Annotated in this window: 23 protein-coding genes; 6 read left to right on the top strand and 17 right to left on the bottom strand. The window is 60.1% G+C overall.

The genetic code is table 11. The annotated features are described in order from the left end of the window. Positions 1 to 155 precede the first annotated feature (155 nt). Genes VGU61_RS22550 through VGU61_RS22540 form a run of 3 tightly spaced genes read left to right on the top strand, consistent with a single transcriptional unit; the run spans position 156 to position 2,379 of the window. The gene (locus VGU61_RS22550; RefSeq protein WP_326861561.1) at positions 156 to 584 is read left to right on the top strand and encodes a hypothetical protein; all 429 of its coding nucleotides are present in this window, start codon (positions 156 to 158) and stop codon (positions 582 to 584) included. Between the two features lie 48 nt (positions 585 to 632). Further along, the gene (locus VGU61_RS22545; RefSeq protein ID WP_326861560.1) at positions 633 to 1,589 is read left to right on the top strand and encodes a homoserine kinase; all 957 of its coding nucleotides are present in this window, start codon (positions 633 to 635) and stop codon (positions 1,587 to 1,589) included. Between the two features lies 1 nt (position 1,590). Beyond that, positions 1,591 to 2,379: a BPSS1780 family membrane protein gene (locus tag VGU61_RS22540; RefSeq protein ID WP_326861559.1), complete on the top strand. Its 789-nt coding sequence runs from the start codon at positions 1,591 to 1,593 to the stop codon at positions 2,377 to 2,379. Between the two features lie 239 nt (positions 2,380 to 2,618). Here VGU61_RS22540 and VGU61_RS22535 read toward each other — a convergent pair whose 3' ends face one another. From VGU61_RS22535 to thiC, 5 genes are all read right to left on the bottom strand, one after another. Then, entirely contained in the window at positions 2,619 to 4,907 is a 2,289-nt protein-coding gene (locus tag VGU61_RS22535) for a UvrD-helicase domain-containing protein (protein WP_326861558.1), read from the bottom strand. 107 nt (positions 4,908 to 5,014) lie between these two features. Next, positions 5,015 to 5,626, bottom strand: coding sequence for a thiamine phosphate synthase (gene thiE / locus VGU61_RS22530; RefSeq protein WP_326861557.1), 612 nt, complete (start codon positions 5,624 to 5,626; stop codon positions 5,015 to 5,017). A gap of 30 nt (positions 5,627 to 5,656) precedes the next feature. Then, positions 5,657 to 6,463 (bottom strand): thiazole synthase, encoded by an 807-nt coding sequence (locus VGU61_RS22525; RefSeq protein WP_326861556.1) that lies wholly within the window; start codon positions 6,461 to 6,463, stop codon positions 5,657 to 5,659. A gap of 146 nt (positions 6,464 to 6,609) precedes the next feature. Continuing rightward, a complete protein-coding gene (gene thiS, locus VGU61_RS22520) occupies positions 6,610 to 6,810 on the bottom strand; it encodes a sulfur carrier protein ThiS (RefSeq protein WP_326861555.1) in 201 nt (66 codons plus the stop codon). Positions 6,811 to 6,817: 7 nt separating this feature from the next. Continuing rightward, positions 6,818 to 8,731 (bottom strand): phosphomethylpyrimidine synthase ThiC, encoded by a 1,914-nt coding sequence (gene thiC, locus VGU61_RS22515; protein WP_326861554.1) that lies wholly within the window; start codon positions 8,729 to 8,731, stop codon positions 6,818 to 6,820. Between the two features lie 237 nt (positions 8,732 to 8,968). Between thiC and VGU61_RS22510 the strand changes: the two genes are divergently transcribed. Continuing rightward, positions 8,969 to 11,776: a valine--tRNA ligase gene (locus VGU61_RS22510; RefSeq protein WP_326861553.1), complete on the top strand. Its 2,808-nt coding sequence runs from the start codon at positions 8,969 to 8,971 to the stop codon at positions 11,774 to 11,776. Positions 11,777 to 11,848: 72 nt separating this feature from the next. After that, on the top strand, positions 11,849 to 12,298 hold the full coding sequence (locus tag VGU61_RS22505; RefSeq protein WP_326861552.1) for a DUF2147 domain-containing protein: 450 nt from the start codon (positions 11,849 to 11,851) through the stop codon (positions 12,296 to 12,298). A 42-nt stretch (positions 12,299 to 12,340) separates the two neighbouring features. On the opposite strand, the gene VGU61_RS22500 is transcribed toward VGU61_RS22505, so the two are convergent. The 4 genes from VGU61_RS22500 to ruvA all read right to left on the bottom strand — a co-directional run bounded on the left by VGU61_RS22500 (position 12,341) and on the right by ruvA (position 15,630). Further along, positions 12,341 to 13,171: a 4-oxalocrotonate decarboxylase gene (locus VGU61_RS22500; RefSeq protein ID WP_326861551.1), complete on the bottom strand. Its 831-nt coding sequence runs from the start codon at positions 13,169 to 13,171 to the stop codon at positions 12,341 to 12,343. Positions 13,172 to 13,422: 251 nt separating this feature from the next. Beyond that, a complete protein-coding gene (locus tag VGU61_RS22495) occupies positions 13,423 to 13,872 on the bottom strand; it encodes a YaiI/YqxD family protein (RefSeq protein WP_326861550.1) in 450 nt (149 codons plus the stop codon). Positions 13,873 to 13,883: 11 nt separating this feature from the next. Continuing rightward, a complete protein-coding gene (ruvB, locus tag VGU61_RS22490; RefSeq protein WP_326861549.1) occupies positions 13,884 to 14,948 on the bottom strand; it encodes a Holliday junction branch migration DNA helicase RuvB in 1,065 nt (354 codons plus the stop codon). A gap of 103 nt (positions 14,949 to 15,051) precedes the next feature. After that, entirely contained in the window at positions 15,052 to 15,630 is a 579-nt protein-coding gene (ruvA, locus tag VGU61_RS22485; protein WP_326861548.1) for a Holliday junction branch migration protein RuvA, read from the bottom strand. A 103-nt stretch (positions 15,631 to 15,733) separates the two neighbouring features. On the opposite strand from ruvA, the gene VGU61_RS22480 reads away from it, so the two are divergent. Continuing rightward, complete coding sequence (locus VGU61_RS22480; protein WP_326861547.1) at positions 15,734 to 16,258, top strand: hypothetical protein; 525 nt, start codon at positions 15,734 to 15,736, stop codon at positions 16,256 to 16,258. A gap of 110 nt (positions 16,259 to 16,368) precedes the next feature. Here the strand turns inward: VGU61_RS22480 and ruvC are convergent, their stop codons facing one another. The 8 genes from ruvC to tyrS form a co-directional block, all read right to left on the bottom strand. After that, positions 16,369 to 16,911: a crossover junction endodeoxyribonuclease RuvC gene (gene ruvC / locus VGU61_RS22475; protein ID WP_326861546.1), complete on the bottom strand. Its 543-nt coding sequence runs from the start codon at positions 16,909 to 16,911 to the stop codon at positions 16,369 to 16,371. A gap of 85 nt (positions 16,912 to 16,996) precedes the next feature. Next, the gene (gene purH / locus VGU61_RS22470) at positions 16,997 to 18,562 is read right to left on the bottom strand and encodes a bifunctional phosphoribosylaminoimidazolecarboxamide formyltransferase/IMP cyclohydrolase (RefSeq protein WP_326861545.1); all 1,566 of its coding nucleotides are present in this window, start codon (positions 18,560 to 18,562) and stop codon (positions 16,997 to 16,999) included. Between the two features lie 64 nt (positions 18,563 to 18,626). After that, complete coding sequence (locus VGU61_RS22465; RefSeq protein ID WP_324901771.1) at positions 18,627 to 18,860, bottom strand: Fis family transcriptional regulator; 234 nt, start codon at positions 18,858 to 18,860, stop codon at positions 18,627 to 18,629. Between the two features lie 30 nt (positions 18,861 to 18,890). Then, positions 18,891 to 19,907, bottom strand: a complete 1,017-nt coding sequence (gene dusB, locus VGU61_RS22460) for a tRNA dihydrouridine synthase DusB (RefSeq protein WP_326861544.1) — start codon at positions 19,905 to 19,907, stop codon at positions 18,891 to 18,893. A gap of 101 nt (positions 19,908 to 20,008) precedes the next feature. Then, entirely contained in the window at positions 20,009 to 20,662 is a 654-nt protein-coding gene (locus VGU61_RS22455) for a histidine phosphatase family protein (protein WP_326861543.1), read from the bottom strand. Then, positions 20,659 to 21,321: a YbhB/YbcL family Raf kinase inhibitor-like protein gene (locus VGU61_RS22450; RefSeq protein WP_326861542.1), complete on the bottom strand. Its 663-nt coding sequence runs from the start codon at positions 21,319 to 21,321 to the stop codon at positions 20,659 to 20,661. Before VGU61_RS22450 ends, VGU61_RS22455 begins: the two co-directional genes overlap by 4 nt. A gap of 73 nt (positions 21,322 to 21,394) precedes the next feature. After that, a complete protein-coding gene (gene dtd, locus VGU61_RS22445; protein WP_326861541.1) occupies positions 21,395 to 21,844 on the bottom strand; it encodes a D-aminoacyl-tRNA deacylase in 450 nt (149 codons plus the stop codon). Positions 21,845 to 21,854: 10 nt separating this feature from the next. Then, positions 21,855 to 22,536, bottom strand: a 682-nt coding sequence (gene tyrS, locus VGU61_RS22440) for a tyrosine--tRNA ligase (RefSeq protein ID WP_326861540.1), incomplete at its 5' end; no start/stop codon positions are given.

Below are 22,536 nucleotides of genomic sequence, written 5' to 3'. Positions count from 1 at the left end.
TTACGACAGCGCCCGGCCGTGCGCCCGTTTGATGCCGGCCATGCGTTACCCTGTGGTATCGCGAATTCTCCGGCAGTTATAGAACGGTTTGCTAAAATGTTTCATGGTGGCCAGCAAGCCGCTATCGAGGCTTCCCATACTCTTGGCAGATCATCATGCGCACATTCCCCGTTCGGCACCTTTCCGCAGCATGGCTTGCCCTCTGCGCCATTCCTCTGTCCGCCATCGCACAACAGGCTCCGCAAGCGCCGGCACAGCCGCCCCAGCTTGAAACCCTGCCCGAAGGCGAGGAGACTGCCGCCGCGCCTGTTGCGCGCCAGCCGCGCGAGGCCGTCACGACCACCGAGAAGCGGATTCGCGGCGGCATCGTGACCGACATCACCGTCAATAGCCGCGGCAGCACCTATCATCTGAAACCGAATTCGCCGATCGGCACCACGCTGCCCGGCGATACCGAAAGCAACAGGCTGCGCGGTCCGCAGTGGAATGTTTTGCAATTTGACTTCGGCGGCGCGCGGCAACCGAATGCGGCGATCGCTCCTGCACCGGTGCCTCCGCCGCCCCCATCATCAGGCGGCAATTAAGGCGCCCAGGCGCATTTCCGTTTTCATTGACTAATCTTTCATAATCACATGGCAGTTTTCACCCCGGTCAGTCTGGACGACCTCACACAATGGCTCCCGCAATTCCCCGTCGGCAAACCGCTTGGCATCAAGGGGATCTCGTCCGGCATTGAAAACAGCAATTTCTTTATCTACACCGAGAGTGGCGAATACGTCCTGACGATCTTCGAGCAGCTTGGCTTCGAACAGTTGCCGTTTTATCTGCACCTGATGCGGCATCTCGCCGAGCGGGACGTGCTCGTTCCCGCACCGGTCGCGAACCACAAGGGCGAAATCCTGCATGCACTGCATGGCAAGCCGGCATGCATCGTGACAAAGCTGGAAGGCACGTCGCAGATGGCGCCGAGGCCGGTGCATTGCGCCGCGGTCGGCGGCATGCTGGCAAGAATGCACCTGGCCGCGCAAGACTTCGCGATCCGCCAGCCCAATCTTCGCGGCATCGATTGGTGGAGGACAACAACGCCGGTGGTGCTGCCCTACCTGCCGGAAGACGCACGGCAGTTGTTGCATGCCGAAATGCTGAAGCAGGAAAGCTTTGCCGCATCCGATACCTACAAGTCGTTGCCGAGCGGTCCTATCCATGCCGACCTGTTCCGCAACAACGTGATGTTCGATGGCGAACGCCTGACCGGATTCTTCGACTTCTATTTCGCCGGCTGCGACACCTGGCTGTTCGACGTCGCCGTTACCGTCAATGACTGGTGCATCGATCTCGACAGCGGCGAGCTCGATATCGTCCGTACCCGTGCCATGCTGGACGCCTACCATGCCGTACGGCCATTCAATGCGGCGGAAAAGACCTCCTGGCAACCGATGCTGCGCGCCGGCGCCCTGCGCTTCTGGCTCTCCCGGCTGTATGATTTCCATTTGCCGCGCGAAGCGGAAATGCTGACGCCGCATGATCCGGGTCATTTTGAACGCATCCTGCGCCGGCGCATCGATAACCAGATACCGGAGCTGTACTGATATGGGAAAAGTGCCTGCCGGCCTTGGATGGCTTTGGCTCAAGGAGGGATTCGCGCTGTTTCGCAAACAGCCGTTCGAGACATCGACACTGTTTCTGAGCTACGTATTCCTGATGTTTGCCGTCGGCATCGTGCCGCTGCTCGGGCAGATTCTTCCCATCCTGCTGGTACCGGTGTTTTCAATGGCATTCATGCAGGCATGCGTGCAGATCGAGGTAGGCAAGAAGGTGTATCCCAGCCTGTTGCTGACCGGATTCCGCTCGCCGGCCTTCATGAAGCTGGTGCAGCTCGGCGTGCTCTATATCGTGGCCGCACTTGTGGCGATCGCGGCATCGGCGCTGGTCGATGGCGGCGTGTTCTGGCAGATCATGACCGGGCAGGCGACGCTGGATCCGCAGACCGTGCGCGGCTCCAACATGTCGCTGGCGATGATCGTCGCGGCCATCATCTACACGCCTGCCGCGATGGCATTCTGGTATGCCGCGCCCCTGATCATGTGGCAGAAGATGGATGTCTTCAAGGCGATCTTCTACAGCTTCTTCGCGGTGAAGCGTGCCGGCAAGGCATTTTTTGTCTACGCCGCCGCCTGGATACTGATCGGCGTCCTTCTGCCGTCCATCGTCAGCAGCATCATCGGCCTGCTGCTCGGCCGGTCGACCGTCATGCTGGTGCTGTTTCCGCTGTCACTGATCATGACGGTCGTGATGTACTGCTCCTTCTATCCGACCTATACCCATATCTTCGGCAGGCCGCACGGCACCGCACCGGCGGCCGCGCTGCCGCCGGCTTGACCTGGATATTTCATCAGGACGCGGAGTGATGGCGCGCGAGTCGCGAGGCAGTTTACGACTCCGCGACAAGCCAAGAGCTGGTCTATTGGCGCGGAGCGGAAACACAAAATGGCCGCAAATCGCACGCCAGCGCCCGCATAGGCTATTGGTACAAACTGGATCTGACTGCAGCAAGCCGCAAACCGGGTAAACATGCGCCCTCCAGTCAAATTAAGGGCCGCTCTGGTGACATATCCAGGTTAAAGCCGCGGCGCGACCCGCTCCAGTTTCGCAATCGTCAGGTCGAGCAGCTTCATGCCGTGACGGCCGAAATTGATGTGCGCGCGCGAGCTTGCGCCGCCGCCCTCGATGTTGACGATGACGCCTTCCCCGAACTTCGGATGCGCCACGGTTTCGCCGATGCGCCAACCCACATCCTTTTTGCTGTTGAAGTTCTGCGCGATCGTATTCGCCCCGATTTCGGGTGCATCGTCCCAGGCTGTCTTCCTGGTGCCGTACCACTGATGCTGAACCTTCGGCGACAGCCACTTCAGCGCAGCTTCCGGCAACTCGTCGAAGAAGCGCGATTTCATGTTGTAGCGGGTCTGACCATGCAGCATGCGGGTCTGCGAGAAGCTCATGTACAGGCGCTTCTTCGCGCGCGTGATCGCGACATACATCAGCCGCCGCTCCTCTTCCACGCCGCCGTCTTCCTGTGCGCTGTTCTCATGGGGGAACAGGCCCTCTTCCAGTCCGGTGATGAACACGGCGTCGAACTCAAGCCCCTTGGCGGAATGCACCGTCATCAACTGCATCGCATCCTGCCCGGCCTGCGCCTGGTTGTCGCCGGCCTCCAGCGAAGCATGCGCGAGAAAGGCCGAGAGCGGCGACATCACCGTTGTCAGCGGCGCATCGGCATCCAGGATCTCCACCCCGTCCTCGGTCACGAGCGCCGGGCCGGCGCTGGCCTCGCTCTTCGGGCCGAGGAAGGCCGGTGCGTCGATGCCGAAGCCTTCTTCGGACACGAACAGCATCGCGGCGCTGATCAGCTGTTCAAGGTTTTCGATGCGGTCCGCGCCTTCCTTTTCGGTCTGGTAGTGGGTGATCAGACCGCTCATGTCGAGCATGACCTGCACCAGCTCCTGCAACGGCATGTTCTGCGTGTCAAAGCGCATGCCTTCGATCAGCTTGACGAAAGCGCCCAGCGATGAGCCAGCCTTGCCCGCGACATAAGGAACGGCGGCATACAGCGAAATGCCATATTGGCGCGCGGCGTCCTGCAATTGCTCGATCGAACGGGCGCCGATGCCGCGGGTCGGGAAATTCACCACCCGCAGAAAGGCCGAATCATTGTGCGGATTGTCCATCAATTGCAGATACGCAATCGCGTGCTTGATCTCTGCACGTTCGAAATAGCGCTGCCCGCCATACACCCGATACGGAATCCCGGCGGTGAACAGCGCGTGCTCGATCACCCGCGACTGCGCATTGGAACGATAAAGCACCGCGATCTCGCTGCGCAGCGCGCCCTCGCCGATCAGGCTTTTCGCTTCTTCAATGATCCACTGCGCCTCCTGCAGATCGCTGCTCGCCTCGTAGATGCGCACCGGCTCGCCGTGTCCGGCATCGGTGCGGAGGTTCTTGCCGAGGCGCTTGCTGTTGTTTGCGATCAGCGTATTGGCGGTATCGAGAATATGGCCGTGCGAGCGGTAATTCTGTTCCAGCTTGATCAGGTTCTGGACGCGGAACTCGCGCTCGAAGGCCGCCATGTTGCCGACATTGGCGCCGCGGAATGCGTAGATGCTCTGGTCGTCGTCACCGACGGCGAAGACCGCATTGTCCTGTCCGGCCATCAGCTTCAGCCAGTTGTATTGGAGGTTGTTGGTGTCCTGGAACTCGTCCACCAGGATATGCCGGAAACGCGACTGGTAATGCTCGCGCAGCGGCTGATTGCGGCTTAGCAGTTCGTAGGTACGCAGCAGCAGTTCGGCGAAATCCACCACGCCTTCGCGCTGGCACTGGTTGTCGTACAGTTCGTAGAGTTCGACGAACTTGCGGTTGAAATCGTCGTGCGCCTCCACATCCTTGGCCCGTAGCCCTTGGTCCTTCGCGTTATTGATGAAGTACATCAGGTTGCGCGGCGGATATTTTTCATCATCGATATTCATCGACTTCAGCAGGCGCTTGATCGCCGAGAGCTGGTCCTGCGAATCGAGAATCTGGAATGTCTGCGGCAAGGCGGCATCGCGGTAATGCGCGCGCAACAAGCGGTTGCACAAGCCGTGGAAGGTGCCGATCCACATCCCGCGGGTGTTGATCGGCAGCATTGCCGACAAGCGCGTCATCATTTCCTTCGCCGCCTTGTTGGTGAAGGTAACGGCCAGCACGCCGGCGGGAGATACCTGGCCGGTCTGGATGAGCCAGGCGATGCGGGTGGTGAGTACGCGGGTTTTGCCCGAGCCCGCGCCGGCCAGAATCAGCGCCGGCTGGGGCGGGAGGGTGACTGCGGCAAGTTGCTCGGGATTGAGATTGTGGAGGAGATTTTGCATCCATCGATTATAGCCGGGCGAGGCCTTTCATTCGGCGCAAAACTCTCCACCAGCCTGTATTTCGGCCTGTGCATTGACAGCCATGCATGACAGGCATGCCATTGGCTTTATTGCATGAACAAGTCGGCGAATTCACGTGTGGCGGCTTCCGGGTCCGGCGCCAGATACACACTGCTGATGACCGCCACCATGTCCGCACCCCGCGCCACCAGCGGCGCCGAATTCTCTACCGTCATGCCGCCGATCACCACGTTCGGCAGATCGATTTCACGCCCCGCCTGGACGATGATGTCCGGCGAGGTCGTCACTTCGTATTTCTTCACCCGCGACGGATAGAAACCGCCGAAGGCAATATAGCTCGCTCCTGCACCTGCTGCGTCATGGGCGAGCTCGATGCTTCCATAGCAGGACGCGCCGACGATCCGGTCCGGGCCAACGGCGGCACGTACTTCCGCCACCGCGCTGTCGGTGCCGCCGACGTGGATGCCGTCCGCATCCAGTTCGATCGCAAGCGCCACATGGTCGTTGATGATCAGCGGCTTTCCGTAGCGCCGGCAGAGCGCCAGCAGCGCCCCTGCCTGCTCGCGGCGCTGTGCAGCGTCCGCCGTCTTGTGCCGATATTGCACCAGCGCCGCGCCGCCTTTCAGCGCAGCCTCGGTCACGTCCAGCAACTTGCGGGTATCGTCCCAGTCGGGCGTGACGATATACAGGCCTCTCATGCGTTTTCCTTGGTTAGATTCGTTGCTGCGTTACACAGGCCGGCCATCCATCGGCGACGATGGCGACGCCATGAATCGCTTTGGAATGCGTCCGGCCAGGTAAGCTTCGCGGCCGGCTTCCACCGCCAGCTTCATCGCGCGCGCCATGCGCACCGGATCGCGGGCACCGGCAATCGCGGTATTCATCAGCACGCCGTCGCAGCCTAGTTCCATCGCGATCGCCGCATCGGACGCGGTGCCGACGCCGGCATCGACCAATACCGGCACCCTGGCCTGCTCGATGATCAGCGACAGGTTCCATGGATTAAGAATGCCCATGCCGGAACCGATCAGCGACGCCAGCGGCATCACCGCGACGCAACCGATGTCTTCCAGCATGCGCGCCTGAATCGGATCGTCGCTGCAATACACCATGACATCGAAGCCATCCTTCACCAGCGTCTCCGCTGCCTTCAGCGTTTCCGGCATGTTGGGGAAGAGCGTCTTCTCGTCCCCGAGCACTTCGAGTTTCACCAGCTTGTGGCCATTCAGCAGTTCACGCGCGAGTTGCAGCGTGTACACCGCATCCTTCGCGTTGTAGCAGCCGGCCGTATTGGGCAGGATGGTGTAACGCGATGGCGGCACCACATCGAGCAGGCTCGGCGCGTTCGGGTCCTGGCCGATATTGACCCGGCGGATGGCGACGGTGATGATCTCCGCGCCGCTCGCCTCGGTGGCTTCGCGGGTCTGTTCGAGATCGCGGTATTTGCCGCTGCCGACTAGCAGGCGGGAGCGGTAGGTTTTGCCGGCGATGGTGAGGCCATTGTCATCGCGTGGCTTGATTTGCACATTACTCATAAGACTTCTCCGCTAGGCTCCTTCCCCCTGTCAGGGGACGGTTGGGATGGGGGTAGTGAGGCCGACCCATTGCATGCAGTCGCTCAACCTCACTACCCCACCCTAACCCTCCCCCTGAAGGGGGAGGGGATTTTACAAAGGTTGGCTCAACCGCCACCGATCGCCCGCACGATATCCACCCGGTCGCTCGGCTGCAATTTCCGCTGCGTCCACATCTGCCTCGGCACGACTTCCCGATTGATCGCCACTGCCAGCGACTTGCCGGCCAGGTCCAGCGATGCAATCAGGTCCTGTACATTCAGGTTATCCGCGACCGGATGCGGCACGCCGTTCAATTCAATTTCCATCTGCCACTCACTGCTTGCGATAAATTTCGGCGCCGCTCTTGACGAATTCAACCGCCTTGACTTCCATGCCCTTCTTCAGCGCCTGCTCGTCCGAAATTCCCTGCGCAGCCGCATAGTCGCGCACGTCCTGGGTAATCTTCATCGAGCAGAAGTGCGGCCCGCACATCGAGCAGAAATGCGCGACCTTGGCCGAGTCCTTCGGCAATGTCTCGTCATGGAATTCACGCGCCTTGTCCGGGTCGAGGCCGATGTTGAACTGGTCCTCCCAGCGGAACTCGAAACGCGCTTTCGACAGGGCATTGTCGCGGATTTGCGCGCCGGGATGTCCCTTGGCGAGATCGGCGGCATGCGCTGCCAGCTTGTAGGTAATGATGCCTTCCTTCACATCGTCCTTGTTCGGCAGGCCGAGGTGCTCCTTCGGCGTCACATAGCACAGCATCGCGGTGCCGTACCAGCCGATCATCGCGGCGCCGATGCCGGAGGTGATGTGGTCGTAGCCGGGTGCGATGTCGGTGGTCAACGGTCCCAGCGTATAGAACGGCGCTTCATGGCACTGCTCCAGCTGCAGGTCCATGTTTTCCTTGATGAGGTGCATCGGCACATGGCCGGGACCTTCGATCATTACCTGGACATCATGCTTCCAGGCGATCTGGGTCAGCTCGCCGAGCGTCTTCAGTTCGCCGAGCTGCGCTTCGTCGTTGGCGTCGTAGATGGAACCCGGACGCAATCCGTCGCCGAGGGAGAAGGACACGTCATAGGCCTTCATGATGTCGCAGATGTCCTCGAAGTGCTCGTACAGGAAGGATTCCTTGTGATGCGCGAGGCACCATTTCGCCATGATCGACCCGCCGCGGCTGACGATGCCGGTCATGCGCTTCGCGGTCAGCGGCACGTATTGCAGCCGCACGCCGGCATGGATGGTGAAGTAATCGACGCCCTGCTCCGCCTGCTCGATCAGCGTGTCGCGGAAGATTTCCCAGGTGAGGTCCTCGGCCTTGCCATTGACCTTCTCCAGCGCCTGGTAAATCGGCACGGTACCGATCGGCACCGGCGAATTGCGGATGATCCATTCGCGGGTTTCATGGATGTGCTTGCCGGTCGACAGGTCCATCACCGTGTCACCGCCCCAGCGGATCGCCCAGGTCATCTTTTCGACTTCCTCGCCGATCGATGAAGTCACGGCGGAATTGCCGATGTTGGCGTTGATCTTCACCAGGAAGTTGCGGCCGATGATCATCGGCTCGATTTCCGGATGGTTGATGTTCATCGGGATGATCGCCCGGCCGCAGGCAACCTCGGAGCGCACGAATTCCGGCGTGATCTCCGACGGAATCGCGGCGCCGAAGGATTGCCCCGGATGCTGGCGGCCCATCAGGTCGGCCAGTTTCTGCCCCATCGGCCCGGATGCCTTCAGGCCTTCCAGGTATTCCTTGCGGCGCAGGTTTTCGCGGATGGCGATGTATTCCATCTCCGGCGTGATGATGCCTTGACGGGCGTAATGCATCTGCGACACGTTTTTGCCCGGCAGCGCGCGGCGCGGCTTGCGATGCAGGTTGAAACGCAGCTCGGCCAGCTTCGGGTCGTTCAGGCGCTCGATGCCGTATTGCGATGTCGGGCCGGACAATTCCTCGGTGTCGCCGCGCTCGGCGATCCATGCGGCGCGCAATGCCGGCAGGCCGGAACGGATATCGATCTTCGCGTCCGGGTCCGTGTAAGGTCCGGACGTGTCATATACATAGATCGGCGGATTCTTTTCGGCACCGAATGACGCCGGGGTGTCGGACTGGCTGATCTCGCGCATTGGCACGCGGATATCCGGACGGGAGCCCTCGACGTAGATCTTGCGGGAGTTCGGCAGCGGCTGGATAGCGGCCTCATCCACCTTGGCGGTGGCAGCGAGGAATTGGGGGGTGGCGTTCATGGTGCTCCTTTGCTTTCAACAAACGAAGAGCGAAGGAGAGACGGAAAAGAGGATTTTCCGGTTGCTTCCCTTCGCTGGCATTATCCAGATCAGGTTCGAGGGTGTTTCTCACCCGCCCAATGTTCCGGACAGGACCCCTAGCGTGCGCCGCGTGGGCGGCTTGGCCGGAATTATACGCCCATGAATCGGGCGGCACTGACTTATAATCGTCGGTTTCGCAAAAACACACGTCAAATCATGGAATTAGCCAAGTCTTTCGAGCCCGCCGATATTGAAAAACGCTGGCGTACCGAGTGGGAGCAGCGCGGTTATTACACTGCCACCACCGATCCCTCCAAGCCTGCGTTCAGCATCCAGTTGCCGCCGCCCAATGTCACCGGCACGTTGCACATGGGACATGCGTTCAACCAGACGATCATGGACGGTTTGACGCGCTATCACCGGATGCGCGGCTTCAACACCGCCTGGATCCCAGGCACCGACCACGCAGGTATCGCAACCCAGATCGTGGTGGAGCGTCAGCTCGATGCGCAGAAAGTGTCCCGCCATGATTTGGGACGGGCGAAGTTCCTTGAAAAAGTATGGGAATGGAAAGAAAAATCCGGCTCGACCATCACCGGCCAGATGCGCCGCATGGGCGCATCGACCGACTGGAGCCGCGAGTATTTCACCATGGACGACAAGATGTCCAAGGCGGTCACTGAGGTGTTCGTGCGCCTGCATGAACAGGGGTTGATCTATCGCGGCAAGCGGCTGGTGAACTGGGACCCGAAACTGTTGACGGCGGTGTCGGACCTCGAAGTCGTGTCGGAAGAGGAAGACGGCTTCATGTGGCATATCCGCTATCCGCTCGCCGACGGCAGCGGCCACCTGACGGTTGCCACCACCCGCCCGGAAACCATGCTCGGCGACGTGGCGGTGGCGATCGATCCGACCGACGAGCGTTATACCCACCTGGTCGGCAAGCTGCTGAAGCTGCCGCTGACCGATCGCGAGATTCCGGTCATCGCCGACGAGTATGTCGACAAGGAATTCGGCACCGGCTGCGTGAAGATCACGCCGGCGCACGACTTCAACGACTATGCGGTCGGCCAGCGCCACAACCTGGCGCAGATCAGCATTTTGACGCTGGATGCGAAGATCAATGAAAACGGTCCGGCAAAATACCAGGGACTGGACCGCTATGATGCCCGCAAGCAGATCGTCGCCGACCTCGAAGCGCAGGGCTTGCTGGAATTGGCCAAGCCGCACAAGCTGATGGTGCCGCGCGGCGACCGCACGAATGCGGTCATCGAGCCGATGCTGACCGACCAGTGGTTCGTCGCGATGAGCAAGCCTGCCCCGGAAGGCACGCATTTCCCCGGCAAATCCATCGCCGAGGTCGCGCTTGGCAAGGTCGCCGACGGCTCGATCAAGTTCATTCCGGAAAACTGGACCACCACCTACAACCAGTGGCTGAACAACATCCAGGACTGGTGCATCTCTCGCCAGCTCTGGTGGGGCCACCAGATCCCGGCGTGGTATGACGACGAGGGCAATATCTACGTAGCCCGCAACGAAGAGGAAGCAAGGGCGAAGGCCGGTGGAAAGACCATCACCCGCGATAACGACGTACTCGACACCTGGTTCTCGTCGGCTTTGGTACCCTTCTCCAGTCTCGGCTGGCCGGAAGAAACGCCGGACTACAAGACCTTCCTGCCGTCGTCGGTGCTGGTGACAGGCTTCGACATCATCTTCTTCTGGGTGGCGCGCATGGTGATGATGACCACCCATTTCACCGGCAAGGTACCGTTCGAAACGGTGTATGTGCACGGCCTCGTGCGCGACGCCAATGGCCAGAAGATGTCGAAATCCAAGGGCAATACCCTTGATCCGATCGACCTGATCGATGGCATCGACATCGACACCCTGGTTGCCAAGCGCACCACCGGCCTGATGAATCCGAAGGATGCGGCGAAGATCGAAAAGTCCACCCGCAAGGAATTCCCCGAGGGGATCGTCGCCTACGGCACTGACGCGCTGCGCTTCACCATGGCCAGCTATGCATCGCTTGGCCGCAACATCAATTTCGACCTCAACCGCTGCGAAGGCTACCGCAACTTCTGCAACAAGCTGTGGAACGCCACCCGCTTCGTGCTGATGAACACCGAAGGCAAGGATTGCGGCTTCGATGAAGCCAGTTGCGTCGAAGGCGGACGGGATTTCTCGCAGGCTGACCGCTGGATCGTGTCGCTGCTGCAGCGTACCGAAGCGGAAGTGGAAAAAGGCTTTGCGGACTACCGGTTCGACAACATCGGATCGGCGATCTACAAGTTCATCTGGGACGAATATTGCGACTGGTATGTCGAAGTCGCCAAGGTGCAGATCCAGCAAGGCACCGAAGCGCAGCAGCGCGCCACCCGCCGCACCCTGCTGCGCATCCTGGAAACCGTGTTGCGCCTCGCGCATCCGGTGATCCCGTTCATCACCGAGGAGCTGTGGCAGACGGTGGCGCCGATGACCGGCCGCACGCTCGGCGCCGCCGGGGACTCCATCATGCGCCAGCCATATCCGCGGCCGGACATGGGCAAGATCGACGAGGAAGCCGAGGCATGGATGGCGCAGCTCAAGCAGCTGACCGATGCCTGCCGCAACCTGCGTGGCGAAATGCAGCTCTCGCCCGCACAGCGCGTGCCGCTGGTGATGGAGACCGACGACAAGGCACGCTTGCAGTCTTTTGCACCGTACCTTCAGGCATTGGCGAAATTGTCGGATGTGCAGGTGCTCGACAAGCTGCCGGAATCGCCGGCGCCGGTGTCGGTGGTGGGCACGGCGAAGCTGATGCTGAAGGTCGAGATCGATGTCGCCGCCGAGCGCGAACGGCTGTCGAAGGAAATCACCCGTCTCGAAGGAGAAATCGGCAAGGCCAATGCGAAACTCGGCAATGAAAACTTCGTTGCCCGGGCCAAGCCGGAAGTCGTGGCGCTGGAGAAGGATCGCCTCGCCGGATTCACCGCGACGCTGGACAAGCTGCGCGAGCAATTTGAGAAACTGCAAGCGGCGTAAATTGTGTCAATAGCAAACTAAGGGCTCGCTCGGCACAACCGGCCGGGCCCTTTTACGATGCAAGGAAAACGAATGCGTACAAAAACAATGTCCATCTTGCTCGCCGCCGCGACGCTCGTCAGTTCCGCTGCCTGGGCGCAACAATCAACGCCGGCGGGTTTGTGGCGCAGTATCGACGATGAAACCGGCAAACCGAAAGCGCTGATTCGAATCACGGAGAGAAATGGCGAATTCAACGGCAAGATAGAAAAGCTGTTTCGCGCACAAGGCGAGGACCAGAACCCGAAATGCGAGCTGTGCGAAGGCGACCGCAAGGACCAGCCCATCATCGGCATGACCATCCTCACCGGGATGAAAGCGCAAGGCGAAGAATATTCCGGCGGACAGATTCTCGACCCGGCCAGCGGCAAGATTTACAAAAGCAAGATGACCGTCATCGATAACGGCAAGAAGCTCGATGTTCGCGGATATGTCGGCGTGCCGATGCTGGGACGCACGCAAACATGGATTCGAGTGGAATAAAACGACGTCCGTGGCAGCCGGCCTGAGGCCGGCGCATTCACGTTATACGAAGGAAACGGTCAGACCCGGCAGCGACACGCCCGAAAATGCGGATGTCCAGGTTTCGCCGGGCGCGATCGGGCAGACGTCAGTCCAAGTGCCCGTCGTGATGATTTCACCGGCACTGAGCTTGTCGAACCGGGGTTGGGTCTTGAGCATCTCGTGCAGATGCCAGAGCGCCTGCAAGGGACTGCCGAGTACATCGCTGCCGAAACCCGCCGAGCGCAGTTCGTCGCCGCAGGAGAGCGACAGGCTGGAATAGGCCAGCATGCTGTCGAGATTGCGGCGCGTGGCGGACGACAGGACTTTCGGCTCGCCGACAATCAATGATCCATGCAGGCCGAAGGCGGCAATGGAATCCACCATCTCGAACTTCCATCCCTCGAACGGGCACACCACGATCTCGAAGGCATGCGCCATCCATTCGATGCATTCCGCCAACTCTTCGATGGTGGCATCGGGGGACGGCGTCGTGCCGAGCTTGAAAACAACTTCCGGTCCCAGGCGCGGCTGCAATGCGCCGAACAGGCTCTGGATGCCGCGATTGTCGTTGGTGTAGCGTACCGTCGAATCGAACATCGGCGTCCAGATCGGCGTGCTGATCGGTTCCTCGACCCCGTATTTCGCCCAAATCTTGCGGTTGGCAAAGCCGATCTTGCGGCCGATCATCACTTCGCCCTGGGCGGTACGGATGTCGTATGTGCTCTTGACGATATCGTAGCCATCCTCCGTCGTCAGCTTGGTCTGTGCCGATAACGGGGAGATCATCCTCACATCGGCGCGTGCTTCGAGCAGTTGAAGCGCATACCGGTTGGCTTGGGTGGACATCAGCATGATGGGCAATCAACAGGGAAGGCAAGGGCAGATGCCGGTCGATGCGACTTCGGCTCGGCGACCTGGGCATGTGCATTGCCTTCGAAAAAAGTGCAAGCGTGCTAAAAAAATCAATTATAGGGGAAGCGCAGGGTCCGAATCGTCAAATTCGAGGCATAGGTATTTCTACTGAGTAGCAATCGACGAACCACCGCAGCGCGCATTGCCCGGATGGCAATTTTGATCATCGGACCAGCCATCCGCGACGGGGTTCAATGCTTATGCTGCTGGAGAAAACGGTCCAGCGCGGCAGCAAAGGCATGCCTGTCCGCCTGGCTGAATGGGGCCGGACCGCCAGTATCGATACCGCTGCTGCGTAGCTGGTCCATCATGTCGCGCATGCTCAAATGCTGCCCAATATTGCCCTTGGTATACAACTCGCCGCGCGGATTGAGGGCATGGCCATTTTTATTCAGCACGTCGGCGGCCAGCGGAATGTCGGCGGTAATCACCAGGTCGCCTTCCGAGACCAGTCGGACGATCTCGGCATCGGCGACATCGAAACCGGCTGGCACCTGCATTGCCCTGATGAAGCGCGACGGCGGCGTGCGCAACGCCTTGTTGGCCACCAACGTCACCTGGATCTGCAGGCGCTCGGCGGCGCGGAACAGAATTTCCTTCACGACCGCCGGGCAGGCATCGGCATCGACCCATATGCGCATCGTTCGCGCGCCTAAGCCTGCGGCAGGTCCCATAAGTCGCCGGTCGGGCTCTGGCGCGGCGCGGTCACGCCGAAATGGGAATAGGCGCTGGGTGTGGCAATCCGGCCGCGCGGGGTGCGCTGCAGGAAACCCTGCTGGATCAGATAAGGTTCCAGCACATCCTCGATCGTGTCGCGTTCTTCGCCGATCGCCGCCGCCAGATTGTCCAGCCCGACCGGGCCGCCGTTGAATTTGAACAACACCGCTTCGAGCAGCTTGCGGTCCATGAGATCGAAGCCGACCGGGTCGACATCCAGCATCACCAGCGCGGCATCCGCCATGGCCTTGGTAATCTCGCCCGTGCCCTTGACCTCGGCATAATCGCGCACGCGCCGCAGCAGGCGGTTGGCGATACGCGGCGTGCCGCGACTGCGCTTGGCGATTTCCATCGCACCGTCCGGGACGATGGGCGCATTCAGCAACGAAGCGCTGCGGGTGATGATGCGCGCCAGTTCCTGCGGCGTATAGAACTCGAGGCGGGCGACGATGCCGAAACGGTCGCGCAAGGGATTAGTCAGCATGCCGGCCCTGGTGGTCGCACCCACCAGGGTAAACGGCTGCAGGTCGAGCCGCACCGACCGCGCCGCCGGCCCTTCCCCGATCATGATGTCGATCTGGTAGTCCTCCAGCGCCGGGTACAGGATTTCCTCCACGACCGGCGACAGGCGATGGATCTCGTCGATGAACAGAACATCGTTGGCTTCAAGGTTGGTCAGCAGCGCCGCCAGGTCGCCGGCCCGCTCCAGCACCGGCCCGGACGTCTGGCGCAGATTGACGCCCATTTCCCGCGCGATGATGTGCGCCAGCGTGGTCTTGCCGAGTCCGGGCGGGCCGAACAGCAGCGTATGGTCGAGCGCCTCGCGCCGCTGGCGGGCGGCGGTAATGAAGATTTCGAGCTGGCTGTGGATTTTTTCCTGCCCGACATATTCATCGAGCTGCTTGGGGCGCAGCGCGCGTTCGATCGCCTCTTCGTTCGGCGACACCGGAGTGGCGGCGATGATGCGTTGTTCGGTCAGATTATCGGTCTGGATACTCATTGAATTCTTTCAGAGGAGCGGCTAACAGAGAGCTGCCAAGAGCATATATATGGCGCCGACATGGCAATCCTTCAATGCTGGAACCGCCTATAACTCTTGCCGTCTAGCCCTTGGACAGCGCCTTCAACGCGAGCTTGATGCCTTCCGACACCCCGGCGCCGGCCGGCACCTGCTTCATCGCCATCAGGGCTTCCTTGTCTGAATAACCGAGCGCCGTCAATGCATTGAGAATATCGGCGCCCGCATCATGCTGCATGGCGCCGCCAACGGCGCCAATATCGGCACCGAGCTTGCCTTTCAGTTCCAGCAACAGCCGTTCGGCGGTTTTCTTGCCGATGCCTGGCACCCTGGTCAATCGTCCAGCTTCCTGCAGGGTGATGGCCTGCGCGAGGTCGGGAACCGACATGCCGGACAAAATCGCCAGGGCCGTGCGGGCTCCCACGCCGGAAATCTTGATCAGTTGCCTAAAGACAGTACGTTCCTCCGCCGTGCCGAAGCCGTACAGCAAATGTGCATCCTCGCGCACCGCCATATGGGTCAGCAGAACGATTTTTTCTCCGGTCGCCGGCAGGTTGTAAAACGTGCTCATCGGCACATCGACCTCATAGCCGACGCCGCTGCAGTCGACCAGCAACTGGGGTGGATTTTTTTCAAGAAGTATTCCGGACAGGCGACCTATCATGACGATGCACTATATAGAGAAGTTAGATGAATCATACAGGACAACAAGTTCCTGCCCCATCCGGCGAAACAGGTCCGGACAGGGCGAATCAGGCTGTGCCGGCATGACGAAAAAAATGCCGCCGAAGATGGATTTTTGGATGCAGTCCGGCATCGAAGAAAAGATTATGCGACCACGAGACTTGATATTCTTTCAATCCAACCCGCTACCCCGTCCTGTCATCTGGCTTGGGCAGGCACTGGGCGTTTTATGGGCATTGCCGCTCACAATCATCGGCTTGGTATTGGCACTGCCGATTGTGCTGATGCGCGGTAGATTTCAGCTGATTCGGATTCCGACCATCGCACTCTTGGTTCGCGGGCCCTGCGCGGATTGGATGCTGAGCCGGCATCCATTCGGCGCAATGACCGCGATGGCGATCGGCCACGTCGTCATTGCGGAACACCAGGGATTGTCCTCCCGTGTGCTCATCCATGAACTGGCTCATGTCCGCCAGGCGGCGCGCTGGGGCATCTTTTTCCCGTTCGCCTACCTGGCGTCAAGCGCGTGGGCCGCGCTCCGGGGACGCGACGCCTACTGGCATAACCGCTTCGAAATCGCGGCGCGCAAGGCGGAAAAGCAGATTTAGAGCAGTTGAAGGACAGGTGCGCCAGGGTCCGAACGAGGAACGATCGCACCAATAGACACCACGCTCAGCCTCGGGATTGGCAACGGACTTCAATCGGCAAACTGCCCCGGCTAGCCGATCAGGCGCCCGCGCCGCACCCGCAATCCTTTTCGCGCCAGTCCCGGCGCCAGTTCCCCGAGTGCCGTCAATACTTCGCCGCTATGTGCGTGGCAAATGGCGACGCCAAGCGCATCGGCTGCATCCGTGCTGGGCATGCCGGACAACAGCAGCAGTCGCTGTACCATGTCCTGCACCTGCTGCTTCTGCGCCTTGCCCTGACCAACCACTGCCTGTTTGATCTGCAAGGCGGTGTATTCCGCGACCAGCAGATCGGCATTGACCAGTGCGCAAATCGCCGCGCCGCGCGCCTGTCCCAGCAACAGCGTCGATTGGGGATTCACGTTGACGAAGACTTTCTCGATGGCGGCGCAATCCGGCGCATAAGTCCCGATGATTTCCGATACGCCGGCCAGAATGGTTTTCAGGCGTTGCGGCAGGTCGGCATCCGGCGTCTTGATGGTGCCCGAGGCGATGTAGCTGAGCTTGTTGCCCTGCTTGTCGATGATGCCGAAACCGGTGGTACGCAAACCGGGGTCGATGCCGAGGATTTTCATTTGTGTTGCAGCAATGCGGATTGGATGCTGCCATCATATCGGAGGATATGACGGCGGCAACCCTTCCCTTGATGATACTTATGTTTTAGTGCCGGAAATGTCGCGTTCCGGTCAACAGCATGACGACGCCACGCTCGTCTGCCGCATCGATGACTTCCTGATCGCGCATCGACCCACCCGGCTGGATCACGCATGTTGCGCCGGCATCCACCACCACGTCCAGACCATCGCGGAACGGGAAGAAGGCATCGGACGCGACCGCCGAACCTGCCAGCGCCAGGCCGGCGTTCTGCGCCTTGATCGAGGCGATGCGGGCCGAATCCACCCGGCTCATCTGGCCCGCACCGACGCCGAGCGTCATGCCGCCGCCGCAGAAGACGATGGCATTCGACTTGACGAATTTCGCCACGCGCCACGCGAACATCAGGTCCTGCATCTGTTGCGGCGTCGGCTGCTTCTTGCTGACGATCTTCAGTTCGGCCGGCATCACGTTTTTCGCATCCGGCGCTTGCAGCAGCAGGCCGCCGCCGACGCGCTTGAAGTCATAGGCATTGACGGCCTTGGCGAGCGGGATTTCCAGCAACCGCACGTTCTGCTTGGCGGCGAATATCTGGCGTGCTTCCTCGGTGAAGGACGGCGCGATCAACACCTCGACGAACTGCTTGGCAACGGCTTCTGCCGCCTTGCCGTCCAGTTCATGGTTAAAGGCAATGATGCCGCCGAAGGCGGATGTCGGGTCGGTCTGGAACGCCTTCGTGTAGGCATCGAGGGGATCCATGCCGATCGCCACGCCGCAGGGATTTGCATGCTTGATAATGACGCAGGCGGTTTCATCGAATGTTTTGACGCATTCCCAGGCGGCATCCGCATCGGCGATGTTGTTGTAGGACAGTTCCTTGCCCTGCAGTTGCTTATAGTTGGCGAGCGATCCGTCGACCGGAACCAGGTCGCGATAGAAAGCGGCGGACTGATGCGGGTTTTCGCCGTAACGCATTTCCTGCACCTTTTCGAAGTGCAGATTCAGGGTTTGCGGGTAGGCGCTGCGCGTGGCATGCGATTTGTCGTCGCCCAGCGCACTCAGGTAATTGGTGATCGCACCATCGTACTGCGCGGTGTGCGCAAAAACCTTCTTCGCCAGCGCAAAACGGGTGTCGTAACCGACTTCGCCGCCGCCCGACTTCAGCTCTTCCAGCACGCGGCCATAGTCCGCCGGATCGCACAGCACCACCACGTCCTTGTGATTCTTGGCCGAGGAACGCAGCATCGCCGGTCCGCCGATATCGATATTCTCGATCGCGTCTTCCAGCGTGCATTGATCCTTGGCGACGGTCTGCTGGAACGGATACAGGTTCACGACCACCATGTCGATGGTCGGAATGCCGTGCTGCTCCAGTGCCGCCATATGCGCCGGAAAATCGCGCCTGGCGAGGATGCCGCCGTGCACCTTGGGATGCAGCGTCTTGACGCGGCCATCGAGCATTTCCGGGAAACCGGTGTAGTCGGCCACTTCGGTGACCTGGATGCCGTTATCGGCGAGCAGTTTCGCGGTGCCGCCGGTGGAAAGAATATTGACACCCATGCCGGACAGCGCGCGGGCGAACTCGAGAACGCCGGTTTTATCGGAGACGGAAATCAGGGCTTGTTTGATCATGACAAAGACGCGGGAAGTGATGGATAGCGTAAAAGCAGCGTCCTTGCTGCCTTTACGTTATAAATCACAGCAGCCCGTGCTGCTGCAGTTTCTTGCGCAAGGTATTGCGATTGATGCCGAGCATTTCGGCAGCCAGGGACTGGTTGCCGTCGGCACGCGCCATTACCGCTTCGAGTATCGGCTTTTCGACGGTGAATACCACCATTTCGTAGACATTCGAGGGTTGTTGCTCGCCCAGATCCCGGAAATACTTTTCGAGACTCTTCTTTACGACGTCCTGGATGTTGTCTTTGCTCATTGCAGTGGGGGCGAGTAGTTTTTATCAGGCTCAGGCGGCCAGCTTTTCTTCGGAAAGGCGGTATTGTAACCGCTTGCCGTAGGCCAACTGTGATTCAAAGAATGCATCGACTGCAGCTAGCTGTTCGGAGCAGCTTTCCAGACGGTTCATGCGCTGCCGGAATTCCTCGCCGCCGACGAGGTCGCGCACATACCAGCCGATGTGCTTGCGCGCGGTACGCAACCCCATGAACTCGCCATAAAAGGCGTAATGCGCCTGCAGATGTTCGTTCATCAAGGTGCGCACCTCATCGATCGTCGGCGGCGCCAATTGTTCACCGGTGCGCAGGAAATGATCGATTTCGCGGAATATCCATGGCCGGCCTTGCGCCGCGCGGCCGATCATGATCGCATCGGCAGCAGTTGCCCGGAGAACGAATGCCGCTTTTTCCGGGCTGGTGATATCCCCGTTGGCCACGACGGGAATCGACACTGCCGCTTTGACCGCCGCAATGGTTTCATATTCCGCCTCGCCGCCATAGCCATCCGCCCGGGTACGGCCATGCAGCGTCAGCATGGCAATACCACTTGCCTGCGCCATCCGCGCGATATTCAGTGCATTCTTGTTGGCTCGATCCCAGCCGGTTCGGAATTTGAGCGTGACCGGCACGTCCACGGCATTCACCACCGCATCAAGTATCCGGCCGACCAGCGTCTCGTTCTGCAACAATGCCGAGCCACACCAGCTTTGACAGACTTTCTTGACCGGGCAGCCCATGTTGATATCGATGACTTGCGCACCGCGGTCGACATTGAATTTCGCGCAATCCGCCAGCATGGCAGGATCGGCGCCGGCAATCTGCACTGCCTTCGGCTCCATCTCGCCATCGTGGTTGATACGGCGGGACGTCTTTTCGCTCGCCCATAAGCGAGGATCGGACGCCGCCATCTCCGAGACGGCATATCCGGCACCGAGCTGCTTGCACAGTTGCCGAAAAGGACGATCCGTCACGCCCGCCATGGGAGCGACGAATACATTGTTGCGCAGAGAATGAGGTCCGATTTGCACAGGAAGGAGCGGCTGAAAAAAGCGCTATTTTAGCTTGATCAACAGGTGAAACAGCCATTGGATTGCACACCCGTTCGGTTGCAATCCGGACATGTCTCAATTCAACGGTCGATTTCGTCCAGGGCCGACATATCAGGCTGTTCAAGATGCGCGACATCGCCCCACTGCGCCAGACGCAATGCAGTGCCATCCCAGATAAAGCGATTAACGCTCGCATTGAGGATGTCGAAATCCCGGGCATGCTCGAAACCAATGCCTTGCGCCGCCCGATATGCGCATTCAAGCACACCACCGTGTGTCACCAGAGCAATTTTTTGTTTCGGATGCCTGCTGGCGATGCGAATGATGGCGTCCACCGCACGCTGGGAAAATTCACGCAGCGTCTCCGTCACATGCACGCCATTCGGGAAGCGCGCATCGATATCGCGCGCCTTCCAGTCCACATAGGCCTGCGGATAGCGTTCGCTGATCTCCGCATACAGCATGCCCTCGAACGCGCCGAAACAGCGTTCCCGCAGGCCGGGATCAACATGCACCGGCATGCCGCGGCCCGCCGCCAACTGTTCCGCCGTTTGCCTGGCGCGCATCAGATCGCTCGAATAGATGGCATCAAACCGCTCCGCCGATAGGGCCCGCCCCAGGGCTACCGCCTGACGCCGCCCTTCCGCGTTCAATACGATATCAAGATGACCTTGCAGACGTTTTATGGCGTTCCACTCGGTTTCCCCATGGCGGATCAGTACGATGTCGGTCACTTGGACTCCATGCGATGGTTGCCGGATGCGGAGACGGCTGGATTCAGGGTGTAGAGGCCGGTGATGGCAGCCTGGTCGAGAATATGACCTTGGATCGCATCCCGCACCTGCTGGCCAGTGAATTTGCCATCTACCGGCACGCGGTCGACGTCGAGCGCATAGAGCGTGAAGACATACCGATGCACCAAAGCATCATTCCACGGGGGGCAAGGGCCGTCATAGCCGAAATAATCGCCCGCCATATCGGCATCGCCGGCGAACCAGCTGGTGTAGTCATTGATGCCATGACGCAAGCCTGCCATGCCGGACACTTCGGGACCCGACTTGCCGCGTGGTGTAACGCCGTTACAGAACGCGCCGGCGGCGATGGACGACGTATCTTTCGGAAGATCGATCAAGGTCCAATGGAAGAAGTCGACACGCGGCAGATCTGCCGGTACGGTTTTACCTTCTTGATTGACATCGTCGCCACGCGACGGCACGTCCGGATCATGGCAAATCAGCACAAGCGATTTGGTGCCTGTCGGCAAGTCGCTCCAGGCGAGATGCGGATTCCTGTTCGGGGCCATTGCAACATGGTTGGCCGGGTCGATGACGCAGAACGCGAATTCTCCCGCAATCGGTGCGCCGTCCTTGATCGAATCACTCCAAAGCTTCATGCCAGTCTCCTTTTTGTTAGGTACCTAAAGTGAACGCCATTGTGAGTGCAAAGCTCCGTTGCCGTTCCCTGATTCAGTGTTGGGGCTTGACCTGCAACCAGAATGTCACCGGACCATCGTTGACCAGCGACACTTGCATATGGGCGCCGAATTGGCCGGTTTCGACTTTCGCCAGCTTCGCCCGCGCCCGCTGTACAACATAATCGAACAGTCGCCGCCCCTCGTCCGGAGCTGCCGCCGGCGTGAAGGAGGGGCGCGTGCCGGATTGGGTGTCCGCAGCCAGTGTGAATTGCGGCACCAGCAGCAGACCGCCTGCCACATCGGTAATGCTGCGATTCATCTTGCCTGCATCATCCGCAAAAACCCGGTAAGAGAGCAACTTCGTCAGCAAGGCATCCGCCTCACGCTCGCCATCGCCGCGCTCGGCGCACAGCAGCACCATCAGCCCGGGGCCGATCGCGCCGACAGTGACGTCATCGACCACGACGCCAGCCTGCGTCACCCGCTGCAATAACGCAATCATGCGGCCGTGCTCAGGACAGGGTCACACGAGCGAACTTGCGTTTGCCGACCTGGAGTACGAAGGTTCCGGCATCAACCTTCAGCCCCTTGTCCGTCACGGCCGCGCCATCCAGCCGCACCCCGCCCTGCTCCACCATCCGTAGCGCTTCGGACGTCGATGGACAGAGATTGGCTTGCTTGAGCAGTTGCCCGATGCCGAGCGGCGCTCCGGTCAGTGTGACTTCCGGAATTTCATCCGGAATGCCGCCCTTGGCGCGATTGTTGAAATCAGCCAGCGCATCTTCCGCTGCCTGACGGGAATGAAAGCGCGCAACGATTTCCTGGCCGAGCAGGACTTTGATATCGCGGGGGTTGCGCCCCTCCTCAACTTCTTTCTTGAACTGTGCGATTTCCGCCAGGGAACGGAAGGATAACAATTCGTAATAACGCCACATCATGACGTCGGAAATGCTCATGAGTTTGCCGAACATGGTGTTCGGCGGCTCCGTAATACCTACATAATTGCCCTTCGATTTAGACATTTTTTCAATTCCGTCTAAACCTTCCAACAAAGGCATGGTCAAGATACATTGTGGCTCCTGCCCATAGTCTTTTTGCAGTTCCCGGCCTACAAGCAAATTGAATTTCTGGTCGGTACCGCCGAGTTCCAGATCGGACTGCAAGGCGACTGAATCGTATCCCTGCATCAACGGA

The organism is Noviherbaspirillum sp., assembly GCF_035944575.1.
Taxonomy (GTDB): domain Bacteria; phylum Pseudomonadota; class Gammaproteobacteria; order Burkholderiales; family Burkholderiaceae_D; genus Noviherbaspirillum.
Note: the sequence above shows the minus strand (reverse complement) of the source record. Positions and strands in the feature narration are given on the sequence as shown.